This window comes from Streptomyces sp. DvalAA-43, assembly GCF_900091725.1.
GTDB classification, from domain to species: Bacteria; Actinomycetota; Actinomycetes; order Streptomycetales; family Streptomycetaceae; genus Streptomyces; species Streptomyces pulveraceus.
In genome coordinates this window covers 130,494-153,987 of record NZ_FMBW01000064.1, presented here as the reverse complement: position 1 = coordinate 153,987, position 23,494 = coordinate 130,494, and the positions used below count along the sequence as shown (strand labels likewise).

Here is a 23,494-nt window from a genome sequence, read left to right as displayed (position 1 = left end):
CCGATCCGTCCCCGGAGATTGTCATGAACGCGCTGCCCGCTACCCCTCTCCCCGCCGCCCCCGTCGTTCCCACGCAGCCCGTCACCCCCGCCACCCCGCACTACCGGGTGTCCCTCGCCGCCGACCAGGACGAGGTCCGCGCCGCCCAGCGGCTGCGCCACCTGGTCTTCGCCAATGAGTTCGGCGCCCGGATGGAAGGACCCGAACCCGGCCTGGACAGCGATGCGTTCGACGCGTACTGCGACCATCTGCTGGTCCGGGAGGAGGCCACCGGCGACATCGTCGCCACCTACCGGGTGCTGCCGCCCGACCGGGCGCGCATCGCCGGGCGCCTCTACGCGGAGAGCGAGTTCGACCTCGGCCGGCTCGGCCCGATCCGCGACGACCTGGTCGAGGTCGGCCGCTCCTGTGTCCACCCCGCCCACCGGGACGGCGCCGTCATCGCGCTGATCTGGGCCGGACTCGCCCGCTACATGGAACGCACCGGGCACAACTGGCTGGCCGGCTGCTGCTCGATCCCCCTCGGCGACGGCGGCATCGCGGCGGCCGGGGCATGGGAGACCGTACGGACCAAGTACCTGGCCCCCGAGGACCAGTGGGTCACCCCCCACCGCCTCTGGCAGCCCACCGGGGGAGGGGCGCCGGTACCCACCGGACTCGCCACGCTTCCGCCGCTGCTCCGGGGCTATCTGCGCCTCGGCGCCCGGGTGTGCGGGGCGCCCGCCCACGACCCCGACTTCAACGTCGCCGACCTGTACGTACTGCTCTCGCTGCGCCGCACCGACCCGCGCTACCTGCGCCACTTCCTCTCCCTCGCCCCGCTGCGATGAACCCCTGGCTGCCCACCGCACCCTGCACCCCACGCACCTGCGCCGGTCACGAGGGCCGGGTGCGCGGCCGGCCGGCCGCCGCGGCCCTGCTGCTCGCCGGGTGCGCGTGCATCCTGGCCGGTGCGCTGGGTGCCCCGCTCCTGCCACTGCTCGGCGCGGCCCGCAGGGAGCGGCTGATCAGGCGCTGGGCGTACGGGGTCGTGCGCGCCTTCGGGGTGCGGGTCCGGATCGTCGGCACACCCGGCACACCCGGCGCCCCCGACAGGACGCCCGGGACACCCGGCACGCTCGTCGTCGCGAACCACATCTCCTGGCTGGACATCCCGCTCGTCGCGGCCGTGTTCCCCGGCCGGATGCTGGCCAAGAGCGAGATCCGCGGCTGGCCGCTGCTCGGCCCGCTCGCCGCACGGGGCGGCACGCTCTTCGTCGAACGCGACCGCCTGCGCGCGCTGCCCGCGACCGTACGGACCATCGGTGCGGCGCTGCGCGGCGGATCACGCGTGGTCGTCTTCCCGGAGGGCACCACCTGGTGCGGGCGCGGCCCCGGTGGCCGGTTCGGCCCCGCCGTCTTCCAGGCCGCGATCGACGCGCACGCCACGGTCGTGCCGGTACGCATCACCTACCGCACGGCCCCGGCAGAACACACCACCCCGGCAGGACACAACGCGACGGCGGAGCACACCGCCCCGGCCGGTGCGGCCGCGTTCGTCGGCGACGATCCGCTCGTCGCCTCGCTGTGGCGGGTGGTGACGGCGGCGGGCCTGACCGCCGAGATCCGCGTCCTGCCGCCGATCCCGGCGGACGGCCCGCCGGACCGCCGCGCCCTGGCCCGCCGCGCTCAGACCGCCGTCGCCAACGACAGCGCGAACCGGCCGCCGGAATCCGTCCACCACTGATCCAGCCGCAGACCGGCCGTGTCCAGTTCCGCCCGGACCCCCTCCTGGCGGAACTTGGCCGACACCTCCGTGCGCATCTCCTCACCGGCCTCGAAACCCACCAGCAGATCCAGGGCCGGGATCTTCACGGTGTGCGCCCGGCGGGCCCGCAGTCGCATCTCGATCCATTCGTGCTCCGGATCCCAGAGCGCCACATGATCGAAACCGGCCGGGTCGAAGTCCGCGCCCAACTCCCGGTTCACGACCTTCAGTACGTTCCTGTTGAACTCGGCGGTCACCCCGGCCACGTCGTCGTACGCGGCGACCAGCACCTTCTCCTCCTTCACCAGATCGGTGCCGAGCAGCAGCGCGTCGCCGGGCGAGAGCAGCGACCGTACGGACTTCAGGAACGCCGCCCGCCCGTCGGGCAGCAGATTGCCGATCGTGCCGCCCAGGAACGCGATCAGCCTGGGCCCCGGCGTGCCCGGCAGTGCCAGCCCGCCCGTGAAATCGGCGATCAACGCGTGTACGGAGAGCTCGGGCCGCTCGGCGAGCAGGGCCTCGGCGGCGCCGCGCAGCGCGCTCTCGCTCACATCGACCGGAACATAGCTGTGCAGCGCGGGCAGCGCGTCCAGCAGGTGCCGGGTCTTCTCGGACGAACCGGACCCCAGCTCGATCAGGGTCCGCGCCCCGGACGCCCGCGCGATCTCGTCGGCGCGGCCGATCAGGATCTCCCGCTCGGCGCGGGTCGGGTAGTACTCGGGCAGCCGGGTGATCTCCTCGAACAGCTCACTGCCGTGCGCGTCGTAGAACCACTTGGGCGGCAGCGTCTTAGGATGCCGGGTCAGACCGTGCAGGACATCGGCGCGCAGCGCCGCGTCCGTCGCGTCCACCGGCAGGGTGCGGGTCAGCAGAAAGGGACTCACTCGGCGGGCTCCTTGAGCGGGGTCAGCAGAACGTCGGTGCGGGTCGCCGTCAGCAAGGTGCGGTCGGGGACCGTGCGCCAGCGCGGATCGTCGTCGTACGGCTCCGAGGCCACGACCGTGCGCAGGCCCGGTTCGGCGAGATAGGACAGGGTGTCGCCCCAGGCCGTCGCGATGATCGTCGAGCCGTCGGTCAGCAGCAGATTCAGCCGGGACCCCGGCGCCGCGCCCGCCACGTCGAGCACGGTGTCGGCGACGGCCTGCGGCAGTGCGTCGCCGTCGGTCAGCCGGTGCCGTACGAGGGCCCAGACGAGCGCCGAGTCGCAGCGCGCCGTGAGGGTGAGCAGTTCGGCCGGCGGCAGCGCGGCGGCCAGCGGCGCCACCGAGTGCGGCCAGCCCTTCACCGCACCGTTGTGGCTGAACAGCAGCGGCCCGGCGGCGAAGGGCGCGGCCGCCGCCTCGCCGTCGGCGCCCGCCTCGGTGGCGTCCCGGACGGCGGCGAGCAGCGCCGTGCTGCGCACCACCCTGGCCAGGTCGGCGAAGGTCTCGTCGCCCCAGACAGGGCCCCGGCGCCGGTAGCGTCCGGGCACCCGGTCACCTTCCGCGTACCAGCCGACGCCGAAACCGTCCGCGTTGACGGTTCCGTACCGCTGGTGCCGGGGCTCCCAGGACTGGCGCACCAGGGAGTGGGGCGGTCGTGTCAGCAGTTCACCGAGGGGCACCGGCGGTCCCAGATAGGCGATATGACGGCACATCAGGCATCCCTCGCGGTGCGGAACCCGGAGAAGATCTGACGCCGCACCGGCAGGTCCCAGTTGCGGAACGTCCCCCGGCAGACCACCGGGTCCACGGCGAACGAACCGCCGCGCAGCACCTTGTGGGCCGGGCCGAAGAACACCTCGGAGTACTCGCGGTACGGAAACGCCGAGAAGCCGGGATAGGGGAGGAAGTCGCTCGACGTCCACTCCCACACATCACCGATCAACTGCCGTGCGCCGCAAGGGGAACCGCCCCGCGGATACGCCCCCGCGGGCGCGGGCCGCAGATGGCGCTGACCCAGGTTCGCCAGTTCCGGCGCCGGGTCCTCGTCGCCCCAGGGATAGCGCCGGGAACGCCCCGAAGCCGGGTCGTGGCGCGCCGCCTTCTCCCACTCCGCCTCCGTGGGCAGCCGGCGCCCCGCCCAGCGGGCGAACGCGTCCGCCTCGTACCAGCTGACGTGGAGTACCGGTTCGCCGGCCGGCACCACCTCGGTGATGCCGAAGCGGCGGCGCAGCCACTGACCCGTGTCCTGGTGCCAGAACAGGGGAGCGGTCAGTTCGTGTTCCCGGACCATCGCCCACCCCTCGGGCGCCCACCAGCGCTGCTCGGTGTAGCCGCCGTCCTCGATGAACTCCTGGTACGCACCGCAGGTGACCGGGGTCGTGTCGATGAGGAAACCCGGTACGTCGCGCACGTGCGCCGGGCGTTCGTTGTCCAGGGCCCATGGCTCGGTGGACGTCCCCATGGTGAACGGGCCACCAGGGACCAGGACTTCGGCGGGGAGGTCCGCCGCGTCGGAGGCGGCGGGCGGCACGGGCGCGGTCAGCACGGCCGGTCCCGACCGGAGCTGATGAGTGATCAGCATCGTCTCGTCGTGCTGCTGTTCGTGCTGGGCGATCATGCCGAAGGCGAACCCGGACCGCACCAGCGGACGGCCGCCCTCCAGCGCGGTGCCGTCCAGGACGTCCAGGGCCCGGCCGCGCACCTCCGCGGCGTACGCCCGCGCCTCGGCGGGCGGCAGCAGGGGAAGCGAGGGACGGGCCGCCCGGGGATGCTCGAAGGCGTCGTACAGCCCGTCGATCTCCGGGCGCAGCGCCTCCCGCCCGGCCACTCCGCGCAACAGCCACAGCTCCTCCTGATTGCCGATGTGCGCGAGGTCCCACACCAGTGGGGACATCAACGGCGAGTGCTGGGCGGTCAGTTCGTCGTCGTCCACGCTGTCGGTGAGCAGCGCGGTGCGTTCCCGGGCGGTGAGCAGCGCGGCGAGGGCGCGCCGCCGCAGCGCCTCTGCGTCCACCTCGTGGGGCGCGGATCCGATGGGGGTGGGGGAGTCGGTCATGAGCAGGGCTCCTCGGAGTGGTGGCCCGGACCGCCGGGCGGAGCCGACGCGAGCAGCCCGGGGAGATCGTCGGCCGGACATCGGCCCCGGGCCACGAAGCGGTCGGTGAAGCCGGCCACGGCGTTCTGCACGGCGTCCGAGGCCCCCAGCCGGGGCAGTGCCGCCAGGGCGGCCTCGAAGCAGGTGACCGCCGCCGCCCCCAGCTCGGGATCGGTCAGGCCGTCGCGGGCGGCACGGACCCAGAGCGGATTGCGTGGCGCCGGCTCCGCCCCGGCCGTCTCGGCCAGTGGTTTCACGGTGCGGTACACGGTCTCGGCGGCCTCCGGGTCGTCGAACATGGCGGTGGTGACGGCGAGCGGCACCAGCCACCCGTCCGTACCGTGCTGGGCGTCGATCATGCGCAGCTCCAGATGACCGCGCGGGCGCACGGGCGGGAAGAGCGTGCTGATGTGGTAGTCGAGATCGGCGCGCACCGGTGGTCTGGGCGCGCCGGTGCGGATCCAGTCGCGGAACGTCAGCCCCCGAGGCACGGCCCACGGGCCCGCGTCCTTCCGGATGCACATCACCGGGGTGTCCAGCACATGTGCGGTCCAGTCGTCGCGCGGCGGCAGAAGGCCGGGCGGTGCCAGCGGCCGCCATGGGTCGAGGTCGGCCCAGAGCGACTGCCGGGCGGACCGCCACGGCGTCGGGCGGCCCAGCCGGATGGGCGAGTTCGCGAACGCCGCCACCAGGACCGCGCCCAGCAGATGACACAGCTGCCAGCGCCGCCCGTAGCCGAGCGGACCGGGTTCCTCCTCTCCGGCGTCCAGGCAGACCTGGACGGACGCGGTGGTGCACATCATGGCGCGGCCGGCCGGTCCCGACCGGTCGAGCGCGACCTCCATCGCGTCGTAACGGGGCTCGCGCAGCAGACGGCGCGGCGGGTGCCACGGGTCGACGCCGAGACCGACCGGTGCGAGCTCCACTCGGTCCAGGGCGTCACGTACGGCGGTGAGATCGGCGGCGGTGGCATCGACACACGCCATCAGGGAGTCGGCGGGGCGCGAGCTGAGCTCCAGCTGGCCGCCGGGTTCAAAGGTGAGCGCCGCGCTCAGGGGCAGGGCCCGCAGCAGGTCGGCGGCCGCTTCGAGACGGTGGTGCGGGACGGGGACGCGGGGATGATTCCGGTCGTGGATGAGCCATTCGAGTTCTACGCCGACCTTGCGGGGCGGTCCCGTCTTGAAACAGATGCAGCGCAGTAAATCCTCGGCCTCTCCCTCGCCCAGGGGCGGGGGCTGGCCGGGCGGACCGTGGTCCCCGGGGGTGTCGCACGACATGCCGGGCCTCCTTCTCTCGGTGCCTCCCCACCACCCAAACCCGTACGGATGGATCGCACAAGAGCGCCCCCGCGCGAGGAAAACCGGTTGCGCCCATCGAACGGGGGCGCCGAGCATGTCCCGTATGCACCACACGGGGGAGTACCGATGAGCGCACGGCTGCGCTCCATCGCGCGTGAGACCGAGGCCATCGTCGAGGCCGGCCACTACCGCACGCAGGACGGCCGGGAGGTGAGCATCGAGCGCGCGCTGACCGCCGCACTCTCGGCGACCAGGCTGTACGGACCGGAGCCGGTGCCGGTGCCGGTCGCCGCACTGGACTCCGACCGCACCCCGCGCGTCGAGGTCACCGCGGAGAGCAGCCTGCAGGCGGCGCTCCGGATGACCGGCGAGGCCCCTGGCAAGGTCGCCGTGCTGAACTACGCCTCGGCCCGCAACCCCGGCGGCGGATACCTCAACGGCGCACAGGCCCAGGAAGAGGCCCTGTGCCGGGGATCGGCCCTGTACGCCACCCTGCTGCGCGCCCCCGACTACTACGCCCACCACCGCGCCGAACGCAGCGCCTTCTACACCGACCGGGTGATTCACTCACCGGGCGTGCCGGTGTTCCGCGACGACCGGGGGCGGCTGCTCGACACCCCGTACACCGCGGGCTTCCTGACCTCCCCGGCGCCCAACGCCGGTGTCATCCACAGCCGCACCCCCGAGGAGGCCCACCGCATCCCCGCCGCGCTCGCGTCCCGGGCGGAGCGGGTGCTGGAGGTCGCGGCGGTGCGCGGGTACCGCAGGCTGGTGCTGGGCGCCTGGGGCTGCGGTGTGTTCCGCAACGATCCGGCGCGGGTGGCCGGTGTGTTCCGGGCGCTGCTCCTGGATGGCGGCAGGTTCGCCGGGCACTTCGAGCAGATCGTCTTCGGCATCCTCGACCGGGGCCCCGGATCCGTCACCCGTTCCGCCTTCGATCAGGTGTTCGGTGGAGAGGGGCCTCAGGACCCGACCTGACCGGCCCGGCCGGACTCGGTCGGGCCGAGCCGTTACCGCCAGTCGTAGAGCTCCCGCAGCCGGTCGGCGACCAGGTCGAACCTGTCCCGGTCCAGCGCGCACGCCTCACGCCGCATCCCGTCCTCGTGCAGCCGCAGCACCCGGTCCAGATCGACCCACGACGGACGGCCGGAGCTGTCCCAGGGACCGGCCCCGAGCGCCACCCACTCGCGGTCCTGGTCGTGCCGCTTGCTGGAGAGCTGCACGGCGAGCAGCGTGCCCGCCGCCTCGCGCGCCACCACCAGGACCGGCCGGTCCTTGCCGCGCCCGTCGTTCTCCTCGAACGGCACCCACGTCCAGACGATCTCCCCGGGGTCGGGGTCGCCGTCCCGGTCGGGGGCGTACGCGGTGCGGACCGGCCCCACGTCGCGCGGGTCGGCCTCCGCGGTGGCGGTCGGGCCGGAGCGGCCCGGGAAGTCCGCCGAGTGGTCGATGCTCTGTTCACGGTGCTGGATGGTCATCCCCACACCGTAGGACCTGTCCGGCCGATTCCGTGGAGCGGGGCCGGTGCCCGCCCCGGACGAGGGGTGCGCACCGGCCGCCGTCCGGACCGGTCAGGAGGACGAGCCGCCCTCCTGATCGTCCGTCACCGGAATCCGCTCGCGCGACGGTGGCGGGGTGGCCGGTGCCACTCCGTTCACCCGCGGCGCGGGTTCCGCCGGGCCGCCCTGACCCATCGTCGCCAGCAGCTGCCGGGCCAGCCCCAGGCCCGTGCCGCCCATGGTCAGCGCCTTCGCGAACATGTCCGACATGCCGTCGGCCCCGTTCAGCAGCACCATGTGGTCGACACTGCCGAAGGCCCCCGCGCCCGCCTGCACGATCTCCGGCCACTTCTCGGCCAGCTGCTGGGCGACGACCGCCTCCTGATTCTCCGCCAGGGCCGCGGCCCGCGCCTTGATGGCCTCCGCCTCGGCGAGACCCTTGGCGCGGGCCGACTCCGCCAGCGCCAGCCCCTTGGCGTGGGCGGCGGCGGCTTCCGCCTCGCCCGTCGCCCGGGTCGCCGTCGCGGAGGCGGCGCCGCGTGCCTTCGTCGCCTCGGCCTCGGCGAGTGCCGCCGTCTTCACCCGGTTGGCCTCCGCGACCGCGGCGAGCTCCGTCTCCCGCGCCTTCGCCTCGGCGGCCGAGATCCGGGCATCGCGCTCACCCTCGGCCAGCGTGCGCTTCTCGTACGCCTGGGCGTCCGCGGGCTTGCGCACATCGGCCTGGAGCTGCTGCTCGCGCCGCTGGGCCTCCAGTTCGGCGACCCTGGTCTCCTGGACCACGACCTCCTGCCGGGCCGCCGCGTCGGCCAGCGGACCCGCCTGCCGGGAGCTCGCCGCCGCCTTGTCGCGCTCGGCCTGGTACCCGGCCTGGAGGATCTCGCTGTCCCGGGTCGCCTCCGACATCCGGGCGGCGGCCTGCTGCTCCGCCTCGGTGGCCAGCCGGTTGGCCTCGGCCTGCGCGATCCGGGCGTCCCGCTGCACGGCCGCCGCGTGCGGCATCGCCAGGTTCTTGATGTAGCCCGTCGGGTCCTCGATCTCATGGATCTGGAGCGAGTCGACGATGAGCCCGAGCTTCTCCATCTCGGTACCGCACGCGGCCCGGGTCTGCCCGGTGAGCTTCTCCCGGTCCCGGATCATGTCCTCGACCGTCAACCCGCCCACGATGGACCGCAGATGACCCGCGAAGACGTTGTGCACCCGCTCCGCCATCAGCTTCTGCTGATCGAGGAAACGGCGGGCCGCGTTGGCGATCGACACGAAGTCGTCGCCCACCTTGAAGATGACGACGCCCCGCACCCGCAGGGGAATCCCCTGATGCGTGACGCAGTCGACGGACAGCTCGGTCTCGTTGAGATCGAGTGACATCTTCCGCACCGCCTGGACCCCGGGCAGGACGAGAGTGCCGTGACCGGTGACGATCCGGAACCCCATGCCCTGCCCCAGGCCCTCGGTCCGGTGCTTGGACCCCGAGATGACCAGTGCCTCGTTCGGCTCGGCCACCCGCCACATCAGTTTGAACAGACCGAACAGCACCATGATGGCGGCGAGTACGAGACCCGCCGTGACGCCGATGACCATCGGCATGCGCCCCCTTATCGCGGCACCCCGCCGGCGCCGCTGGACACGGGAGTCTTCTCCTGCTCGCGACGGTGCAGAAGACGCGTGCGGATCCTTGCCGAATTCTTGACGACGAATGCCGTCAAGAAGCCCGCGCGCGGGCCTCAACTCCCGTACGCGGGAGCCACATAGACCGTGCGCGGCGGCAGATGCTCGATCACCGTCACCACCGTGCCCACCTCGATGCGCTCCCGCGCCGAGGCCGGATGCGCGAGAAAGTGCTCGGCGCCGCCCCGGATCCGTACCATCACCTCGCCGACCAGCCCCGGCCCCACCGTTCCGGTCACCCGGCCGAGCAGCCCCACCATCGAGGATTCATCCATGCCCCGGAGCGTACCCACGCACCACGGGTCTGGAAGACTGCCCGACGCCATGAGCCAGTTACCGAACCAGCCCACCGAACGCCCCGTCCCCACCAGCGCCGACGTCGCACGGCGCGCCGGGGTCTCCAGGGCCACCGTCTCGTACGTGCTGAACAACAACGCCTCCGTACGGATCAGCGACACCACTCGTCGCCGGGTCAGGGAGGCCGCCACCGAACTGGGCTACGTGCCGCACGCCGCGGCCCGGAGCCTGCGCGCCGGACACACCCGCATGGTGCTGCTGCCCACCGTGAACCTCCCGGCCTCCCCGCTCCACCACCGCTTCTTCCACGAGCTGGAATCGGGGCTGCGCCGACTCGAATACACCGTCGTCCAGTACGGCAGCACCGGCCTGGACCCCGACGACGCACCCCGGGCCTGGGCCGAACTCCGCCCGGTCGCCGTCATCGCTCCCGGCACGATCGACCTCACCCCGAACGGGATATCCGTGCTCCGGCGGTCCGGGGCCAAGGCCGTGATCACCCTCGGCCCGCGGCCGGTGCCGGGCGCCCACGCACTGGTCATGGACCAGCGGGAGGTCGGCGCCTGCGCGGTGGGACATCTGCTGGAGAGCGGCCGGCGCCGCATCGGTGTGGTCATGCCCGAGGACCGCGGACCCGGCCTGTTCGCCGAACCCCGGCTGACCGGGGCCCGGCAGGCCGCCCTTCCCCACGGGGCCCGGGTGGAACCGCTGGCGCTGCGGTACGACGAGGAGTCGGCAGCCCGGCTGGCCGCCCGCTGGCGCACCCTGGACCTCGACGCCGTGTTCGCCTACAACGACGACTACGCGATGCTCCTGATGCGGGCCCTTCAGGACGCGGGCATCGACGTGCCCCGCGAGACCGCCGTGATCGGCGCCGACGACCTGATGCTGGGCAGGCTGCTGCGGCCCCGGCTCAGCACCGTACGTATGGAGCTGGCCACGGCGCAGCCACTGGCGGACCTGGTGGACCGGCTGGTGCGGGACCCCGGCGGCGCCCCGGAACACCACGACCTGCTGCGGGTCAGGGCCGTCCGGCGCGAGTCCGCCTGAGGCGCCGGGGCCGGACCCGACGGCCGGGCCGCACCGTGCGGCAGCGCGGCAACGTGCGGACCGCGTGCCGCTTGCCTAGCGTCATGACCATGAGCCATCCGCAGAGTTACGAGATCCTGCTGGTCCCCGGGTTCGCCGAGGACACCACCGACGCCCCCGAGTCCGGCGGCGCCATCCGCTCGGCGGTGGTGGCGGCCACCGGCGAGACGGGGGCATCCGGCTACCCCCGGTACGCCGGCGAAGGCATCGTCGCGGACATCGACCCCGCGACACGCTCGGTCGAGGCCCTGCTGGTCGACGGAGCCGAGCTGTCCTACGGCCTCTCGGCCCGGGTCAAGGAGCGGGACACCGCAACCGGCGCCGACAGCTGAAGCCGCCCCACGCTCCCGTACACGGTGAGGGCCCGGCCGACCGGCCGGGCCCTCACCGTCGCCACACGGAGCGCGCAGGCCCTATTCCTGCCCCTTCTGCTGCTCCTCGATGGACTTGCGGACCTCGTCCATGTCCAGCTTCCTCGCCTGCCCGATCACATCCTCAAGCGCCGCCTCCGGCAGCGCCCCGGGCTGCGCGAACACCGCCACGTTCTCCCGGACGATCATCAGCGTGGGAATGGACCGGATCTCGAAGGCCGCCGCCAGCTCCTGCTGCGCCTCCGTGTCGACCTTGGCGAAGACCAGGTCGTCATGGCGCTCCGAAGCCGCGTCGTAGACCGGCGCGAACTGCCGGCACGGGCCGCACCAGGAAGCCCAGAAGTCGATCAGGACGAAGTCGTTCCCACTGACGACCTGATCGAAGTTTTCCTTGGTGAGCTCAACGGTGCTCATGTGTTTGTTACCTCTTCCTGTGCCCGCTCGGACCTGTCCGGACAACGGTGCCTGCACCTGCCCTATTCCGCCTGCCCATGTGGCCGCCGCGCACACCCGCGACCAGACTGTTCCCATGACAGATGCTTCCCAGAACGCCGAGTACGACGTCGTGGTGATCGGAGCGGGTCCGGTGGGCGAGAACGTCGCCGACCGGGCGCGGGCCGCCGGGCTGAGCGCCGCGGTCGTCGAGGCGGAACTCGTCGGCGGCGAATGCTCCTACTGGGCCTGCATGCCCAGCAAGGCCCTGCTGCGCCCGGTGGTAGCCCGCGCCGACGCCCGCCGCGTCCCGGGCCTCAGCGACGCCGTCCAGGGGCCGCTGGACACCGCGGCGGTCCTCGCCCACCGCGACACCTACGCATCGCACTGGAAGGACGACGGCCAGGTCGCCTGGCTGGAGGGCATCGGCGCGGACCTCTACCGCGGCCGGGGCAGACTCACCGGCGTGAAGGCGGTGTCCGTCACCGCGCCCGACGGCACCGGGCACCGGCTCACCGCCCGCCACGCCGTCGCCGTCTGCACCGGCAGCCGCGCCGTCGTGCCCGACCTCCCCGGCGTCGACGGGGCCCGCCCCTGGACCAGCCGGGAGGCGACCAGCGCCAAGAAGGTGCCGGGCCGGCTCGTGATCGTCGGCGGCGGAGTGGTCGGGGTGGAGATGGCCACCGTCTGGCAGGCCCTCGGCGCCCGGGTGACGATGCTGATCCGCGGCAAGGGACTCCTGCCGAAGATGGAGCCCTTCGCCGGCGAACTGGTCGGTCAGGCCCTCACCGAGGCGGGCACCGACCTCCGCACCGGGGTCTCGGTCGCCGCCGTATGGCGCGCGGTCCCGGACGGCCCGGTCACCGTGGAGCTGGCGGGCGGTGGGCACGTCGAGGCCGACGAGATCCTCTTCGCCACCGGACGGGCCCCGCGCACCGACGACCTCGGACTGGAGACGGTGGGCCTGGCGTCCGGCTCCTGGCTCACCGTCGACGACAGCTGCCGTGTCGAGGGCACCAGCTGGCTCTACGCGGTCGGGGACGTCAACCACCGGGCGCTCCTCACCCACCAGGGGAAGTACCAGGCGCGCATCGCGGGCGCCGCGATCGCCGCCCGCGCCGCCGGCGTACCGCTGCTGGAGACCGACCGCTGGGGCGCCCACGCGGCCACCGCCGACCACGCGGCCGTCCCCCAGGTCGTCTTCACCGACCCGGAGGCCGCCTCGGTCGGCCTCACCCTCGCCGAGGCCGAGCAGGCCGGACACCGGGTACGCGCCGTCGACCACGACCTCGCCGCGGTGGCCGGCTCCGGCCTGTACGCGGACGGCTACCGGGGCCGCGCCCGGATGATCGTGGACCTCGACCGGGAGATCCTGCTCGGCGTCACCTTCGTCGGACCGGGCATCGGCGAGCTGCTGCACTCGGCGACGATCGCGGTCGCGGGCGAGGTCCCCATCGAGCGGCTCTGGCACGCCGTCCCCGCGTACCCGACGATCAGCGAGGTCTGGCTGCGGCTGCTGGAGGCGTACCGGGACGCGTAGGCACTCCGGGAGGGGCGGCATCCGTACCGGCCGTGAGGGCGGCCGCGAGCAGCGACTTCGTGTACGGGTGCCGCGGTGCGTCGAACACCTCCTCGGCCGTGCCCTCCTCCACCACCTCCGCGTCCTTCATCACCAGGACCCGGTCGCTGATCCGCCGGATCACCGACAGATCGTGCGAGACGAACAACAGGGCCGTGCCCAGGCGCTGCTGGACGTCGTCCAGCAGATCCAGGACCTGTGCCCGCACCGAGGCGTCGAGTGCCGAGACCGGCTCGTCGCACACCAGGACGCCGGGGGACGGGGCCAGGGCACGGGCGATGGCGACGCGTTGGCGCTGGCCGCCGGAGAGCTGGTCGGGGCGGCGGTGCAGATGTTCGGGGCCGAGACCCACCAGGCCCAGGAGTTCGCGGGTGCGGGCGGCCCGGTCCTCGTGGCGCGGGATGCCCTCGGCGATGATCCGGGACACCGTGAAGCGCGGATCGAAGGCGCTGTACGGGTCCTGGTGGATCAGCTGGATCCGGGCCCGGCGCGGCCGCCGCAGGCGTTCGGGCAGCTCGGACCACGGCTCGCCGTCCAGCCGCACGGTGCCGGAGTGCGGTCGCAGCAGACCGGTCGCGAGCCGGGCCACGGTGCTCTTGCCGGAGCCCGACTCACCGACCAGCCCGACCGTTTCACCCGCGCGCAGTGTGAAGGAGACCTCGCGGACCGCCGTGCGCGCCCCGTACGACAGCGACACCGCGTCCACCTCCAGCACGGTCCCGGTCCGCTTCGGGGCGCGCGGCGGGGAACGCAGCACGGACGCCGCCACCAGGGCGCGGGAGTACGGGTGCCGGGGCGCGGCGAGCAGTGCGGGCGTCGGCCCCGTCTCCACGACCTCGCCCCGTCTCAGCACCGCCGTGCGGTCCGCGATCCGCGCCACGACACCGAGGTCGTGACTGATCAGCAGCAGCCCCGTGCCGTCCTCCTTCGCCGTGGCGAGCAGATCGAGGATCTGCGCCTGCACGGTCACATCGAGGGCGGTGGTCGGCTCGTCCGCGATCAGCAGCCGGGGGCCGGCGGCCAGCGCCGAGGCGATCAGGGCCCGCTGCCGCAGCCCTCCGGAGAGCTCATGCGGATACTGCGTCGCCCGAGCCTCCGGATCGGGGACGCCCACCCGGCGCAGCAACTCGACGACCCGCGCACCGATCCGCGACCGCTCCGCCGTACCGTGCAGCCGCATCGGTTCCGCGATCTCGGCCCCGATCCGGCGCAGCGGGTCCAGCGACACCAGCGCGTCCTGGGCGACCAGCCCGACGACCCGGCCCCGCACGGAGCGCCATTCGCGCGCCCCGAACCCGGTCACGTCCCGCCCGTCCACCCGCAGGGTCCGCGCACTCGTCCGCGCCCCGGCACCGGCGAGCCCGAGCAGGGCACGCGCCACCGTGCTCTTGCCGGAGCCCGACTCCCCGACCAGGGCCAGGCATTCGCCCGCGGCGACGGAGAAGCTGACGTCCCGCACGGCATGGACCGGGGCCGCCCCCGCTCCACCGCGCCGCGGCCCGAAGCGCACATCGAGGTTCTCGACGGTCAGCAGCGCGCTCATGCCCCGGCCCCCTTCGGCGTACGGGACCGCAGCGACCGGACCAGTACCGTCACCGAGAGGACCACCGCGACGATCGCCAGCCCCGGGAAGGTCGCCGTCCACCACGCGGTCGCCAGGAACTCCCGGCCGTCCGACAGCATCGACCCCCACTCGGCGGCCGGTGGAGGGGTGCCGAGCCCCAGGAAGCTGAGCGCCGAACCGGAGATCACCGCCGTCCCGGTGCCGATGGTGGCCAGGACCAGCAGCGGCCCCGTCACATTGGGCAGCACATGCCGCAGCACGATCACCGGCCGCCGCACCCCCAGCACCACGGCCGCCTCCGCGTAGGGGGACCCGATGACCGGCAGCGCCTGGCCCCGCACCAGCCGCGCGTACGTGGGCACGGCCGCGATGCCGATCGCCACCAGCACGTTCGCCGTACCCGAACCCACGACCGTGACCACCAGCAGCGCCAGCAGCAGTTCGGGAAAGGCCAGCAGCACATCGAGACCACGCATCAGCGCCCGGTCGACCACGCGCGGACCCGTGGCCGCCAGCAGCCCGATGGCGAGGCCGGCCAGCACGCCGAGCGCGGTCGCACCGAGCCCGATCGCCAGCGACGGGCGCGCCCCGTACACCACCCGGGACAGCACATCGCGTCCCAGCTCGTCCGTGCCGAACGGGTGCCCGCCGCCGGGTGGCCGGAACGCCGACACCACATCCGTGTCGTTCGGCGGGTGCGGGGCGAGCAGCCCGGGGAAGACCACCGCCACGCCCAGCAGAACCAGCACCGCCGCGGCCACCGCCGGGGCCACCCGCCGGCCTACCCTCCCGCCGGCCGGCCCGCCCCATGTCCGCGCGACCACGCTCATACGCCCGCCCCTTCCGTACGCAGCCGCGGATCGATCACCAGATAGGCGAGATCCACCAGCAGGTTCACCACGACGAACGCCGCCGCGGACAACAGCACCAGCGCGGTGACCACGGGGATGTCCTTGGACGTCACCGCCGTCACCAGCACCCGGCCGAGGCCCGGCCGGGCGAACACCGTCTCGGTGAGCACCGCCCCGCCCAGCAGGCTGCCGACCACCCACCCGGACAACGTGGCCACGGGCAGCGCCGCATGACGCAGGGTGTGCCGCAGCAACACCGTCCGCTCGGTCGCGCCCCGGGCCCGAACCGTCAGCGCGAACGGCCTGGCCAGCGCCTCGTCGAGCTCTTGCCGCACGACCCGGGCCAGCACCCCGCCGATCGGCAGCGCGAGGGTGAGCGCGGGCAGGACCAACGCCGCCGGACCCTGATCGCCCGCCGCCGGAAGCAGCCGGAAGCGGTACGACAGGAACGTGAACGCCAGGATGCCGAGCCAGTACGACGGCACGGACACCGCGAGCAGCTCAAGACCCGAAGCCACCGCGCGGGCGGCCCGGCCCCGGCCCGCGGTGGCGACGGCCGCCACGAACGCGATCAGCAGCGCCAGCACCGTCGCCGCGAGCGCCAGCTCCACCGTGGGCCCGATCTGACCCGCCAGCACATCGCCGACCGGCAGACCCTGCTGGTACGAGCGGCCCAGATCACCGGTCAGCAGACCGGCCAGCTGCCGCAGATACTGCACCGGCAGCGGATCCCCGAGTCCGTAGTCGGCCCGGATCCGCTCACGCAGCTCGGGCGTAGCAGCCGTCGAGGGGCCGAGCACCGTGTCCACCACATCGCCCGGAACGAGGTGCAGCACCAGGAACGAGACGGTGGCCGCGCCCCACAGCACCAGCACCCCCGAGCCGAGCCGGCGCACCACGGGCACCGCCCACCGACGCATGACGGACATCAGCTGCCGTCCACCCACGCGCCCTGGAACAGCGGCCACGCAGAGGCGTCGAACGCCACGTCGTGCGCCCGGCCCCGGACCCCCAGCTGGCGGGTGCCGACGAAGGCGGGCAGCGCGTAGCCCTGCGCCACGATCCGCTCCTGCACCTTCGCGTACAGCGCCTCGCGCTCCTTGCGCCCGGTGGTCGCGGTCGCCGTGTCGAGCCAGCCGTCGATGCGTGGGTCGTGCAGCCGGGAGCCGTTCGCCCCGCCGTCCGCGAGCTGACTCCCGGAATGGAAGACCGTGCGCAGCAGGTCCGGGTCCGAGCCGCCCCAGGCGAAGGCGATGATGTCGTACTCCCCACGATCGCGCACAGGGGTGTAGCTGCCCGCGTCCAGCGGCTTGAGGACCAGCTCGATGCCCGCCTTCTTGAGGTCGTCCTGGACCGCGGTGTCGAAGGTGCGCCGCTCGGACTTGGTGTACGCCGGGACGTACAGCAGGGTCAGCCGGAACCGTCTGCCGTCCCTGGTCCGGTAGCCGTCGGCGTCACGGCCGGTCCAGCCGAGTCCGTCGAGCAGCGCGCCCGCCCGCGCCGGGTCGTGCTTCCAGCTGTTCTCCACGGCGGCGGCGTAGCCGGGTGTGGACGGGCTGAGCGGGCCCCAGGCCCGCCGGTACTGACCCGCGAAGACGGCCTTGGTGATGGCCTCCGTGTCGACGGCGTGCAGCACGGCGAGCCGGGCGTCCCGCTGGTCGAACGGGGCGCGTTCGGTGTTGAGAAAGTACGAGTAGACGATGCCGGGCGAGTCGTGGCTGCTGATGGAGAGGCCCGGCTGTGACTTCAGCGCGGCGATCCGGTTGGCCGGCAGGGCGTCGGCGACATCCGCCTGGCCGGAGGTCACCGCGCCGACCCGGGTGGCGTTCTCCGGCAGGAACGTGACGACCAGCCGCTCCAGATGGGCGGGACCGTCGTTCTTCGCGGAGGCGGGCGCCCACGCGTAGGAGGCGTTGCGGGCGAAGACGAGCCGCTGGCCCTTGACGCGCGAGACGAAGGTGAACGCCCCCGTGCCGACCGAGGCGCCACCACCCGCCGCCAGTTCGCCCGGCCGCTCACGCAGCGCCTCGGGCGAGTGGAAGCCGAGATACGTGGTCGACACGGCGTGCAGGAACGAGGCGTACGGCTTCTTCAGCCGGACCGTCACCGTGTGCCGGTCCACGACGTCCGTGCGCGCGTACGGGCCGATGAGCGTGGCCGCGTACTGGGACTTGGTGGCGGGGGCGACGATGTGGTCGAAGTTCGCCTTCACCGCCGCCGCGTCGAACGGAGTGCCGTCGGTGAACTCCACGTCGTCCCGGAGCCGGAAGGTGTACGCCCGCCCGTCGTCCGACACCTCCCACTCCCTGGCCAGCCACGGTTCAAAACCGCCGTCCTGGCGCTGCGCCACCAGGGAGTCGAAGACATTGCGCAGCAGCACCCCCACGATGTCGGCCGGGGAGACGTGCGGGTCGAAGTTGTCCGGCTCGACATCGGTGGCGAAGGTGAGCGTCCCGCCGTCGCGCGGCGCACCGCCCGCACCCGGGGAGGGCTCGGCCGTGGAGCAGGCGGTGAGGCCGGCCGCCGTCAGGGCACCGGCGGACAGCAGGAGGAAGGACCGGCGTGTGGGCACGGAAGCTCCGTTCAGAGAGGTGCGACAGAGGAGTGGGGAGTGAGGGGCGCGGAGTCAGCGGGGGAGCCGCACGGCGCGCCAGGCACGCACCGTGATGCGGTAGACCTCCCCGTGCTCCGCAGTCCGGGCGGCGGCGGCCCGGCCGACCGCGTCGAAGAACTCCGTCTGCCGGTCGTCGGGGAGCAGCCGGCTGAAGTACGTGCCGAACGTGGCGGCGTGGAAGTCCCGGTACTGCCGGGCATCGGCGGCCCGCACCGGCGCCGTCCGTTCGTGCGACTCCTCGATCGTGAAGTGCCGCTCCAGCAGGGCCCGTACGTCCTTCGCCGGCCGGGCCCGTACTCCCATCGGCACGACCCCGGACAGGTCGTCCGGGGCCCCGAGCGACCGCAGGGCGTCGACGGCGACGACATCCTCACCCCCGAGACCCGCACCGTCCGTCGCCGGGTGATGTGTCGTCAGGACGAAGGCGCCGCCGGGCGCCAGATGGGCGGCGATCCAGGCGAAGGCCCGGTCCTCGTCCGGGTGCAGCCAGTGCAGCACGGACGTCATGAACGCCACGTCGAACCGGTCGTCCAGGGCCGGCAGACTCAGCAGGTCCCCGGTCAGCAGCTCGGCCCGTCCGGCCAGGCGCACCCCGGCCTCGCGGACCCGGTGGCCGGAACCGTCGATCCCCACCGCGCGCGCCGCGTCCGGCCAGCGGTCCAGCGCCGCCTCCAGCAACGCCCCCGTCCCACAGCCCAGATCGAGGAGGGTGCGCGGAGTGCCCGGCGCGAGACCGAGGACCCAGCCATGGTCCTGCGCCTGCCGGATCCGGCTGACGTCGTCGTACCCGGAGAGGGTGCGGGCGCGGTCGAGTATGTCGTCGGTCATGTCGGAGCGGTCCCTTCACAGCGGGGCGTCGATGAGTGCCGCGATGCGCTCGCGCACCGCCGACAGATCGTGGTTGCGGTACAGGTTGATCCGGTTGCGCGCGAGGTCGCCCCGGTGCACGTACTCGTACAGGTCCTGCCGCTGCCCGAAGCTGTCGGCCGTCAGGTCCCAGGCGAGCCTGAACAGCCGGGACTTGTGCGCGGCGTCGATGCCTTTGCCGCGCATGTAGCGGTCCAGCAGCGGCCGCAGCTCGGCCGACCGCAGATCGTTCTCGGTGGGCTGCATCAGGATTCCCGACTGTCCGATGCCCCGTACGATCCCCACCGCGCGCCCGGCCACCTGCGCCGCCCACACCGCGGCGGCCGGTGTCGGCCCGGGGGCCAGCAGCCCGCTGTCGGTGCGGTACGCGGTGGCCTCCCCGGCATCCAGGAAGTGGTCGAGCACCTGGGCGTACCCGGCGAGTTCCCCCAGGTCCTCCTGGATGTTGCGGAACCCGTCGACCCCGATCGACTCCGCGAGCAGCGAGCCGACCCCCAGCAGGGTGCGCAGCCGCTCGCGGTAGCGGACCTGGCCGATGTACTGGCTCCACGCGTTGATCCGGCCGAGCCCCTCACGGGCCAGCGCGCCGTCGCCGAGCAGGAACACCCGGTCCCACGGCACGGTCACGTCGTCGAAGAACAGCATCGCGTCCTGTTCGTCGTACCGGCGCGCGAAGGGATGGGCATGCCCGTGCGGTTCGGTGCCGAACGGCTCGCGGCACAGGATGCGCAGCCCCGGCGCGTTCAGCGGCAGCGCGAACCACAGTACGAACTCCTCGGCGCCGCGCTGGGCGAACGAGGCCGAGAGGTAGACCAGCACCTCGTGGGCGAACGGTGCGAGCGTGGTGAGCTGTTTGGCCCCGCGGACCACGATCCCGGCGCTGTCCTCGCGCAGCACCCGCAGCGCGTGGTCCGGGTGGTCCACCGGACTGGCCGACCGGTCGATCTGCGGATCGCCCAGCGCGTGCGTCAGCAGCAGGTCGCGCGAGGCCGCGAAGCGGTGGTACGCCTGCGCGTTCGCGCCGAAACCGGGCCGGCTGGTCTCCAGCCGGTGCCGGAAGTCCAGCAGGCCGACGGCGATGGAGGACATGAAGGCGGGGGAGCGGCCGTGCTGGCCCCAGGACTCCCGCATCCACACCTCGGCACTGTCCCGGGCGGCCCTCAACTCCTCTGCGGTGCGCGGCGGATGGTAGCCGCGGCCGATACGCAGACCCGTTTCCGGGTCCTCGACGGTGAGGAGGTCGCGGTGGGCCGGGTCGTGCTGGAGGTCGAGCAGCCGGGAGAGCTCGGCGACCGGGGCGGCGAACGCCGGGTGCCCGGCCACGTTCTTGATCTCTTCGCCGTCCAGCCACACACTGCGACCGTCGTCGAGACCGGCCCGGAAACGTGCGCCGTCGAGTACGCCGAGCGGTTCGACGGCCGAGGTGAGAGAGGAGGTCATCGTCAGGTCCCTTGCTGATGCGGGAGAGGGGTCCGGGGCGGCGGTGTCCCGTGGTGTGTGAGATGGCTGAGGCCGCGATAGCGGCCGGCGTGGTGCACGAGCGGCGGACCGCTGCCGGTCCGCACCCCGACGACCTGGCCGATGAGCAGTGCGTGGTCCCCGCCCGGTGTCACGGTGACCAGCCGGCAGTCGAACCAGCTCAGGCAGTCGTCGAGGACGGGCGCACCGGTACGCTCCCGCCGCAGGCCCACCGGGGGCGGCTGGGCCCGGCCGCGCTCGGGCGCCGCGTAGTAGTCGGCGACCTCCTGCTGGTCGTGGCGCAGGACGTTCACCGACAGCACACCGGAGGCGCGCGCCGCCCAGATCAGCGGGCTGTGCCGGCCGATCGCCACGGCGATCAGCAGCGGGTCCAGGGAGAGCGAGGCGAAGGCGGAGACGGTCTTGGCGGGCGTGCCGTCCCGGTAGCGGGTGGCCACGACGGTCACCCCGGTGGGGAACGTCCGGGCGGCGGCCAGATACTCCTCCGCCGTCGGCTCGCGGCCGGTCGTGAGGCTCATCGCACCCTCACCCCGTAGGTGTCGAGCCAGCGGTCCACGGCCAGCAGGTGGTCCAGCCCACCGGTCGGGTGCGGTGCGGCACGCGGCCCCGGCAGCGGGGTTCCCGCCGCCAGATGCCGCTTGACCGCGTCCCGGTCCACCAGGTCGAAGACCGGGCCGTTCCGTTGCACGAGATCCTCGGCCAGTGCCCGGAGCGTCCGCCCGTACCCGGGCGCGGAACTGGCCGGGTAGCCGCTCTTGGGCCGGTGCAGCACGCTCGCGGGCAGCAGATCACCGACAGCCCGCCGCAGCAGCCCCTTGGGCACACCGCCCGCGTTCTTCTGCGACCAGGGCACGTTCCACAGGTACTCGACGAGCCGGTGGTCCGCGAACGGCACCCGCACCTCCAGGCTCGCCGCCATGCTCATCCGGTCCTTGCGGTCCAGCAGAGCGGGGAGCCAGCGGGTCAGGGCCAGATAGGAGATCTGCCGTGCACGCCGCTCCTGGCCCGATTCGCCCTCCAGATGCGGGACTTCGGCGAGCGCCTCGCCGAACCGCCGGGCGGCGTACTCCCCGGGCCGGACCCACTCCGCGACATCCGGCCGCAACAGGCCCGCCGGGGACGGCCCGCCGCCCAGCCAGGGGAAGGTGTCGAGCGGACGGTCGTGGTGGAAGTACGGATAGCCGCCGAACACCTCGTCGGCCACCTCCCCGGACAGCGCGACCGTGACATGCCGCCGCACCCCCTTGAACAGCAGGTACAGCGAGACGTCCGGCTCGCCCCAGCCGGGCCGGTCACGGGCCTGGAGCCCGATGGAGCGGTGCGCCAGCAGTTCGCTGCCCGGCACCGTCACCGCCGTGTGCGTGGTGGCGAGCCGGTCCGCCAGCTCCTGGATGTACGGCGCGTCGCTGTCCCGGTTCCAGTCGCCCAGCCGCTCGGGCTGCTCGTCCGGCGGGAAGTCCACCGAGAACGTCGCCACCTTGTCGCCGTCCGCGTCGTCCGCCGCCAGCGCGGTCAGCGTGGAGGAGTCGAGCCCGCCGGAGAGCAGCAGCCCCAGAGGAACGTCGCTCACCAGCTGGCGTTGCACGGCGTCGGTCAGCAGCTCGCGCACCCGGGCAGCGGTGGTGTCGAGGTCGTCGGTGTGCGGCCGGGTCTCCAGGGTCCAGTACGCCCGCTCGCTCACGCCCGCCGGACCGAACCGCACGGTGTGCCCTGGGCGTACCGTCCGCAGCCCCCGGAACACGGTGTGGCCCGGTGTCGGCGCGGACGGCACCGCGAACAGCTCGGCCAGCCCCTCAGCGTCCGTCTCGGCGGTGAAGAGCGGGTTGGCCAGGACGGCCTTCGGTTCCGAACCGAACAGCAGATGGCGGTCACCTGCCGTCCAGTACAGCGGTTTCACCCCGAGCCGGTCACGGACCAGCAGCAGCTCCTGCCGGGAGACGTCCCAGACGGCGTACGCGAACATCCCGGTCAGCCGGGGCACCGCGGCCTCGCCCCACTGGAGGTGGGCCCGCAGCACCACCTCGGTGTCCGAGCCGGTACGGAAGCGGTGCCCCAGCGCGGTGAGTTCGGCCCGCAGCTCCCGGAAGTTGTAGACCTCGCCGCTGTAGGTGATCGCGGCCAGCACCCGGCCGTCGCCGTCGCGGGCCTCCATCGGCTGGCTGCCGCCCTCGATGTCGATGACGGCGAGCCGGCGGTGGCCGAGAGCGGCATGCTCGGAGAGCCAGACGTCTCCGGCGTCGGGGCCGCGCAGCACCATCGTGTCGGTCATCGCCCGCACGGTCCGCGCCTCGGTCCGCAGATCGCGGTCCCGGTCGACCCACCCGGCTATGCCGCACATTGCGCCTCCCAGATGCAACCGGGGCCATCGGGGCCCTCGGTGAGTTCATGGCGTGCGGCAAATCCCTTGGCGGCGATGTTGGCGCCGGTGGCGTGCACGCAGTACTCGCAGGGCGACGCGAGCGTCAGCCGCACACCTCGGGCGCGTGCCTGCTCGCGGTAGTCCCAGATGGCACAGTGCGAGATCTCCAGCGCGGCGCGCTCGGCGCCGTCCGCGACGATGCGGTAGCGCGATCCGTACAACTCGGCCTGGCGGGCCACCCGGAGGACCGGGTCCAGCGCGCCGCGGCCGTGACCGGCTTCGACATAGCGGTGGACCTCGGCGCCGGCCCGTGCCCAGGCGGCCAGCTCACCGTGCCCGTACCGGGAGACCAGGAACCGTTCCATCAGGGCCTGGGCACGGAAGAAGACACGCTGCCAGTCGTCGGTGCCGGCATCGGTATCGGCGCCCCGGCCCGGCAGGTCGGCGAAGATCTCCGAACGCACCGCGATCCAGTCGTCGATGTCCTGGCCGCCGCGGGTCTCGGTGAGATACCGCGTCAGGCCTGCCTCGGCCTCGAAGAGGCGCTGCCGCCACAGTGCGGCGCGCTCCGACGGGCTCATGTCGGTGGAGTACTTCTGCTTCATGAGCAGCTCTTTCGACCGGAGAAGAAGGACTTCGGAAAGATTGAATTCAAAATTCCTGACGCAGAATAGGAATGCCGGTTCGATTCCGTCAATGGCAATTTTCGAGGCGGTGCACCGGCCATCCTGTGACTGCGAATAACAGCATCCGCAATGAATTCCA

At 73.1% G+C, this 23,494-nt stretch carries 23 protein-coding genes; 6 read left to right on the top strand and 17 right to left on the bottom strand.

Annotation, left to right across the window (positions count from 1 at the left end; genetic code table 11):
- Positions 1-23: 23 nt before the first annotated feature.
- Complete coding sequence (locus GA0115234_RS26565) at positions 24-830, top strand: GNAT family N-acetyltransferase (protein ID WP_093546546.1); 807 nt, start codon at positions 24-26, stop codon at positions 828-830.
- Positions 827-1,726, top strand: coding sequence for a lysophospholipid acyltransferase family protein (locus GA0115234_RS26560; protein WP_093546543.1), 900 nt, complete (start codon positions 827-829; stop codon positions 1,724-1,726). Before GA0115234_RS26565 ends, GA0115234_RS26560 begins: the two co-directional genes overlap by 4 nt.
- On the opposite strand, the gene egtD is transcribed toward GA0115234_RS26560, so the two are convergent.
- Genes egtD through egtA form a run of 4 tightly spaced genes read right to left on the bottom strand, consistent with a single transcriptional unit; the run spans position 1,669 to position 6,042 of the window.
- On the bottom strand, positions 1,669-2,631 hold the full coding sequence (gene egtD, locus GA0115234_RS26555) for an L-histidine N(alpha)-methyltransferase (protein WP_093546540.1): 963 nt from the start codon (positions 2,629-2,631) through the stop codon (positions 1,669-1,671). The two genes, GA0115234_RS26560 and egtD, sit on opposite strands and share 58 nt — an antisense overlap.
- Positions 2,628-3,383: an ergothioneine biosynthesis protein EgtC gene (gene egtC, locus GA0115234_RS26550; protein ID WP_093546537.1), complete on the bottom strand. Its 756-nt coding sequence runs from the start codon at positions 3,381-3,383 to the stop codon at positions 2,628-2,630. Before egtC ends, egtD begins: the two co-directional genes overlap by 4 nt.
- Complete coding sequence (egtB, locus tag GA0115234_RS26545) at positions 3,383-4,726, bottom strand: ergothioneine biosynthesis protein EgtB (protein WP_093546534.1); 1,344 nt, start codon at positions 4,724-4,726, stop codon at positions 3,383-3,385. The genes egtC and egtB overlap by 1 nt, the downstream gene beginning before the upstream one ends.
- A complete protein-coding gene (gene egtA, locus GA0115234_RS26540; RefSeq protein ID WP_093546531.1) occupies positions 4,723-6,042 on the bottom strand; it encodes an ergothioneine biosynthesis glutamate--cysteine ligase EgtA in 1,320 nt (439 codons plus the stop codon). Before egtA ends, egtB begins: the two co-directional genes overlap by 4 nt.
- A gap of 147 nt (positions 6,043-6,189) precedes the next feature.
- Between egtA and GA0115234_RS26535 the strand changes: the two genes are divergently transcribed.
- Positions 6,190-7,041, top strand: a complete 852-nt coding sequence (locus tag GA0115234_RS26535; RefSeq protein ID WP_093546528.1) for a TIGR02452 family protein — start codon at positions 6,190-6,192, stop codon at positions 7,039-7,041.
- 32 nt (positions 7,042-7,073) lie between these two features.
- Here GA0115234_RS26535 and GA0115234_RS26530 read toward each other — a convergent pair whose 3' ends face one another.
- The 3 genes from GA0115234_RS26530 to GA0115234_RS26520 all read right to left on the bottom strand — a co-directional run bounded on the left by GA0115234_RS26530 (position 7,074) and on the right by GA0115234_RS26520 (position 9,502).
- Complete coding sequence (locus tag GA0115234_RS26530) at positions 7,074-7,541, bottom strand: type II toxin-antitoxin system PemK/MazF family toxin (protein WP_093546525.1); 468 nt, start codon at positions 7,539-7,541, stop codon at positions 7,074-7,076.
- Between the two features lie 93 nt (positions 7,542-7,634).
- Positions 7,635-9,146: a flotillin family protein gene (locus GA0115234_RS26525; RefSeq protein WP_093546522.1), complete on the bottom strand. Its 1,512-nt coding sequence runs from the start codon at positions 9,144-9,146 to the stop codon at positions 7,635-7,637.
- Between the two features lie 137 nt (positions 9,147-9,283).
- The gene (locus GA0115234_RS26520) at positions 9,284-9,502 is read right to left on the bottom strand and encodes a hypothetical protein (RefSeq protein ID WP_093546518.1); all 219 of its coding nucleotides are present in this window, start codon (positions 9,500-9,502) and stop codon (positions 9,284-9,286) included.
- 49 nt (positions 9,503-9,551) lie between these two features.
- Between GA0115234_RS26520 and GA0115234_RS26515 the strand changes: the two genes are divergently transcribed.
- Complete coding sequence (locus GA0115234_RS26515; protein ID WP_093546515.1) at positions 9,552-10,574, top strand: LacI family DNA-binding transcriptional regulator; 1,023 nt, start codon at positions 9,552-9,554, stop codon at positions 10,572-10,574.
- 89 nt (positions 10,575-10,663) lie between these two features.
- Positions 10,664-10,945, top strand: coding sequence for a hypothetical protein (locus GA0115234_RS26510; protein ID WP_176729280.1), 282 nt, complete (start codon positions 10,664-10,666; stop codon positions 10,943-10,945).
- An 81-nt stretch (positions 10,946-11,026) separates the two neighbouring features.
- Here the strand turns inward: GA0115234_RS26510 and trxA are convergent, their stop codons facing one another.
- Positions 11,027-11,398, bottom strand: coding sequence for a thioredoxin (gene trxA, locus GA0115234_RS26505; protein WP_093546509.1), 372 nt, complete (start codon positions 11,396-11,398; stop codon positions 11,027-11,029).
- Positions 11,399-11,513: 115 nt separating this feature from the next.
- Between trxA and GA0115234_RS26500 the strand changes: the two genes are divergently transcribed.
- Positions 11,514-12,956, top strand: a complete 1,443-nt coding sequence (locus GA0115234_RS26500; RefSeq protein ID WP_093546506.1) for a dihydrolipoyl dehydrogenase family protein — start codon at positions 11,514-11,516, stop codon at positions 12,954-12,956.
- Here GA0115234_RS26500 and GA0115234_RS26495 read toward each other — a convergent pair.
- From GA0115234_RS26495 to GA0115234_RS26455, 9 genes are read right to left on the bottom strand one after another with little or no spacing between them, the layout of a single operon-like run.
- Positions 12,910-14,538 carry a dipeptide ABC transporter ATP-binding protein gene (locus tag GA0115234_RS26495; protein WP_093546503.1) on the bottom strand — a complete coding sequence of 543 codons (1,629 nt, stop codon included), beginning with the start codon at positions 14,536-14,538 and terminating at the stop codon, positions 12,910-12,912. The genes GA0115234_RS26500 and GA0115234_RS26495 overlap by 47 nt on opposite strands.
- Positions 14,535-15,332, bottom strand: a complete 798-nt coding sequence (locus GA0115234_RS26490) for an ABC transporter permease (RefSeq protein WP_202554188.1) — start codon at positions 15,330-15,332, stop codon at positions 14,535-14,537. The genes GA0115234_RS26495 and GA0115234_RS26490 overlap by 4 nt, the downstream gene beginning before the upstream one ends.
- Positions 15,333-15,385: 53 nt before the next feature.
- The gene (locus GA0115234_RS26485; protein WP_237541757.1) at positions 15,386-16,339 is read right to left on the bottom strand and encodes an ABC transporter permease; all 954 of its coding nucleotides are present in this window, start codon (positions 16,337-16,339) and stop codon (positions 15,386-15,388) included.
- A complete protein-coding gene (locus tag GA0115234_RS26480; protein WP_107405815.1) occupies positions 16,339-17,982 on the bottom strand; it encodes an ABC transporter substrate-binding protein in 1,644 nt (547 codons plus the stop codon). The genes GA0115234_RS26485 and GA0115234_RS26480 overlap by 1 nt, the downstream gene beginning before the upstream one ends.
- 54 nt (positions 17,983-18,036) lie before the next feature.
- Complete coding sequence (locus GA0115234_RS26475; RefSeq protein WP_093546494.1) at positions 18,037-18,852, bottom strand: class I SAM-dependent methyltransferase; 816 nt, start codon at positions 18,850-18,852, stop codon at positions 18,037-18,039.
- A gap of 15 nt (positions 18,853-18,867) precedes the next feature.
- The gene (locus GA0115234_RS26470) at positions 18,868-20,331 is read right to left on the bottom strand and encodes a 4-hydroxyphenylacetate 3-hydroxylase family protein (protein WP_093546491.1); all 1,464 of its coding nucleotides are present in this window, start codon (positions 20,329-20,331) and stop codon (positions 18,868-18,870) included.
- A 2-nt stretch (positions 20,332-20,333) separates the two neighbouring features.
- On the bottom strand, positions 20,334-20,888 hold the full coding sequence (locus GA0115234_RS26465) for a flavin reductase family protein (protein WP_093546488.1): 555 nt from the start codon (positions 20,886-20,888) through the stop codon (positions 20,334-20,336).
- Positions 20,885-22,708, bottom strand: coding sequence for an asparagine synthase (glutamine-hydrolyzing) (gene asnB, locus GA0115234_RS26460; protein WP_093546485.1), 1,824 nt, complete (start codon positions 22,706-22,708; stop codon positions 20,885-20,887). Before asnB ends, GA0115234_RS26465 begins: the two co-directional genes overlap by 4 nt.
- Positions 22,696-23,334, bottom strand: coding sequence for a hypothetical protein (locus GA0115234_RS26455; RefSeq protein ID WP_093546482.1), 639 nt, complete (start codon positions 23,332-23,334; stop codon positions 22,696-22,698). Before GA0115234_RS26455 ends, asnB begins: the two co-directional genes overlap by 13 nt.
- Between the last annotated feature and the right edge of the window lie 160 nt (positions 23,335-23,494).

Excerpts from the sequence above, each read along its gene's own strand:
- GA0115234_RS26530 (WP_093546525.1), bottom strand. The coding sequence starts at position 7,541 with ATGACCATCCAGCACCGTGAACAGAGCATCGACCACTCGGCGGACTTC.
- asnB (WP_093546485.1), bottom strand. The coding sequence starts at position 22,708 with ATGTGCGGCATAGCCGGGTGGGTCGACCGGGACCGCGATCTGCGGACC.
- GA0115234_RS26475 (WP_093546494.1), bottom strand. The coding sequence starts at position 18,852 with ATGACCGACGACATACTCGACCGCGCCCGCACCCTCTCCGGGTACGAC.
- GA0115234_RS26560 (WP_093546543.1), top strand. The coding sequence starts at position 827 with ATGAACCCCTGGCTGCCCACCGCACCCTGCACCCCACGCACCTGCGCC.
- GA0115234_RS26565 (WP_093546546.1), top strand. The coding sequence starts at position 24 with ATGAACGCGCTGCCCGCTACCCCTCTCCCCGCCGCCCCCGTCGTTCCC.
- GA0115234_RS26520 (WP_093546518.1), bottom strand. The coding sequence starts at position 9,502 with ATGGATGAATCCTCGATGGTGGGGCTGCTCGGCCGGGTGACCGGAACG.
- GA0115234_RS26465 (WP_093546488.1), bottom strand. The coding sequence starts at position 20,888 with ATGAGCCTCACGACCGGCCGCGAGCCGACGGCGGAGGAGTATCTGGCC.
- GA0115234_RS26495 (WP_093546503.1), bottom strand. The coding sequence starts at position 14,538 with ATGAGCGCGCTGCTGACCGTCGAGAACCTCGATGTGCGCTTCGGGCCG.
- GA0115234_RS26500 (WP_093546506.1), top strand. The coding sequence starts at position 11,514 with ATGACAGATGCTTCCCAGAACGCCGAGTACGACGTCGTGGTGATCGGA.
- GA0115234_RS26485 (WP_237541757.1), bottom strand. The coding sequence starts at position 16,339 with ATGTCCGTCATGCGTCGGTGGGCGGTGCCCGTGGTGCGCCGGCTCGGC.
- egtB (WP_093546534.1), bottom strand. The coding sequence starts at position 4,726 with ATGACCGACTCCCCCACCCCCATCGGATCCGCGCCCCACGAGGTGGAC.
- egtA (WP_093546531.1), bottom strand. The coding sequence starts at position 6,042 with ATGTCGTGCGACACCCCCGGGGACCACGGTCCGCCCGGCCAGCCCCCG.
- GA0115234_RS26535 (WP_093546528.1), top strand. The coding sequence starts at position 6,190 with ATGAGCGCACGGCTGCGCTCCATCGCGCGTGAGACCGAGGCCATCGTC.
- GA0115234_RS26470 (WP_093546491.1), bottom strand. The coding sequence starts at position 20,331 with ATGACCTCCTCTCTCACCTCGGCCGTCGAACCGCTCGGCGTACTCGAC.
- egtC (WP_093546537.1), bottom strand. The coding sequence starts at position 3,383 with ATGTGCCGTCATATCGCCTATCTGGGACCGCCGGTGCCCCTCGGTGAA.
- GA0115234_RS26510 (WP_176729280.1), top strand. The coding sequence starts at position 10,664 with ATGAGCCATCCGCAGAGTTACGAGATCCTGCTGGTCCCCGGGTTCGCC.
- GA0115234_RS26515 (WP_093546515.1), top strand. The coding sequence starts at position 9,552 with ATGAGCCAGTTACCGAACCAGCCCACCGAACGCCCCGTCCCCACCAGC.
- GA0115234_RS26455 (WP_093546482.1), bottom strand. The coding sequence starts at position 23,334 with ATGAAGCAGAAGTACTCCACCGACATGAGCCCGTCGGAGCGCGCCGCA.
- trxA (WP_093546509.1), bottom strand. The coding sequence starts at position 11,398 with ATGAGCACCGTTGAGCTCACCAAGGAAAACTTCGATCAGGTCGTCAGT.
- GA0115234_RS26525 (WP_093546522.1), bottom strand. The coding sequence starts at position 9,146 with ATGCCGATGGTCATCGGCGTCACGGCGGGTCTCGTACTCGCCGCCATC.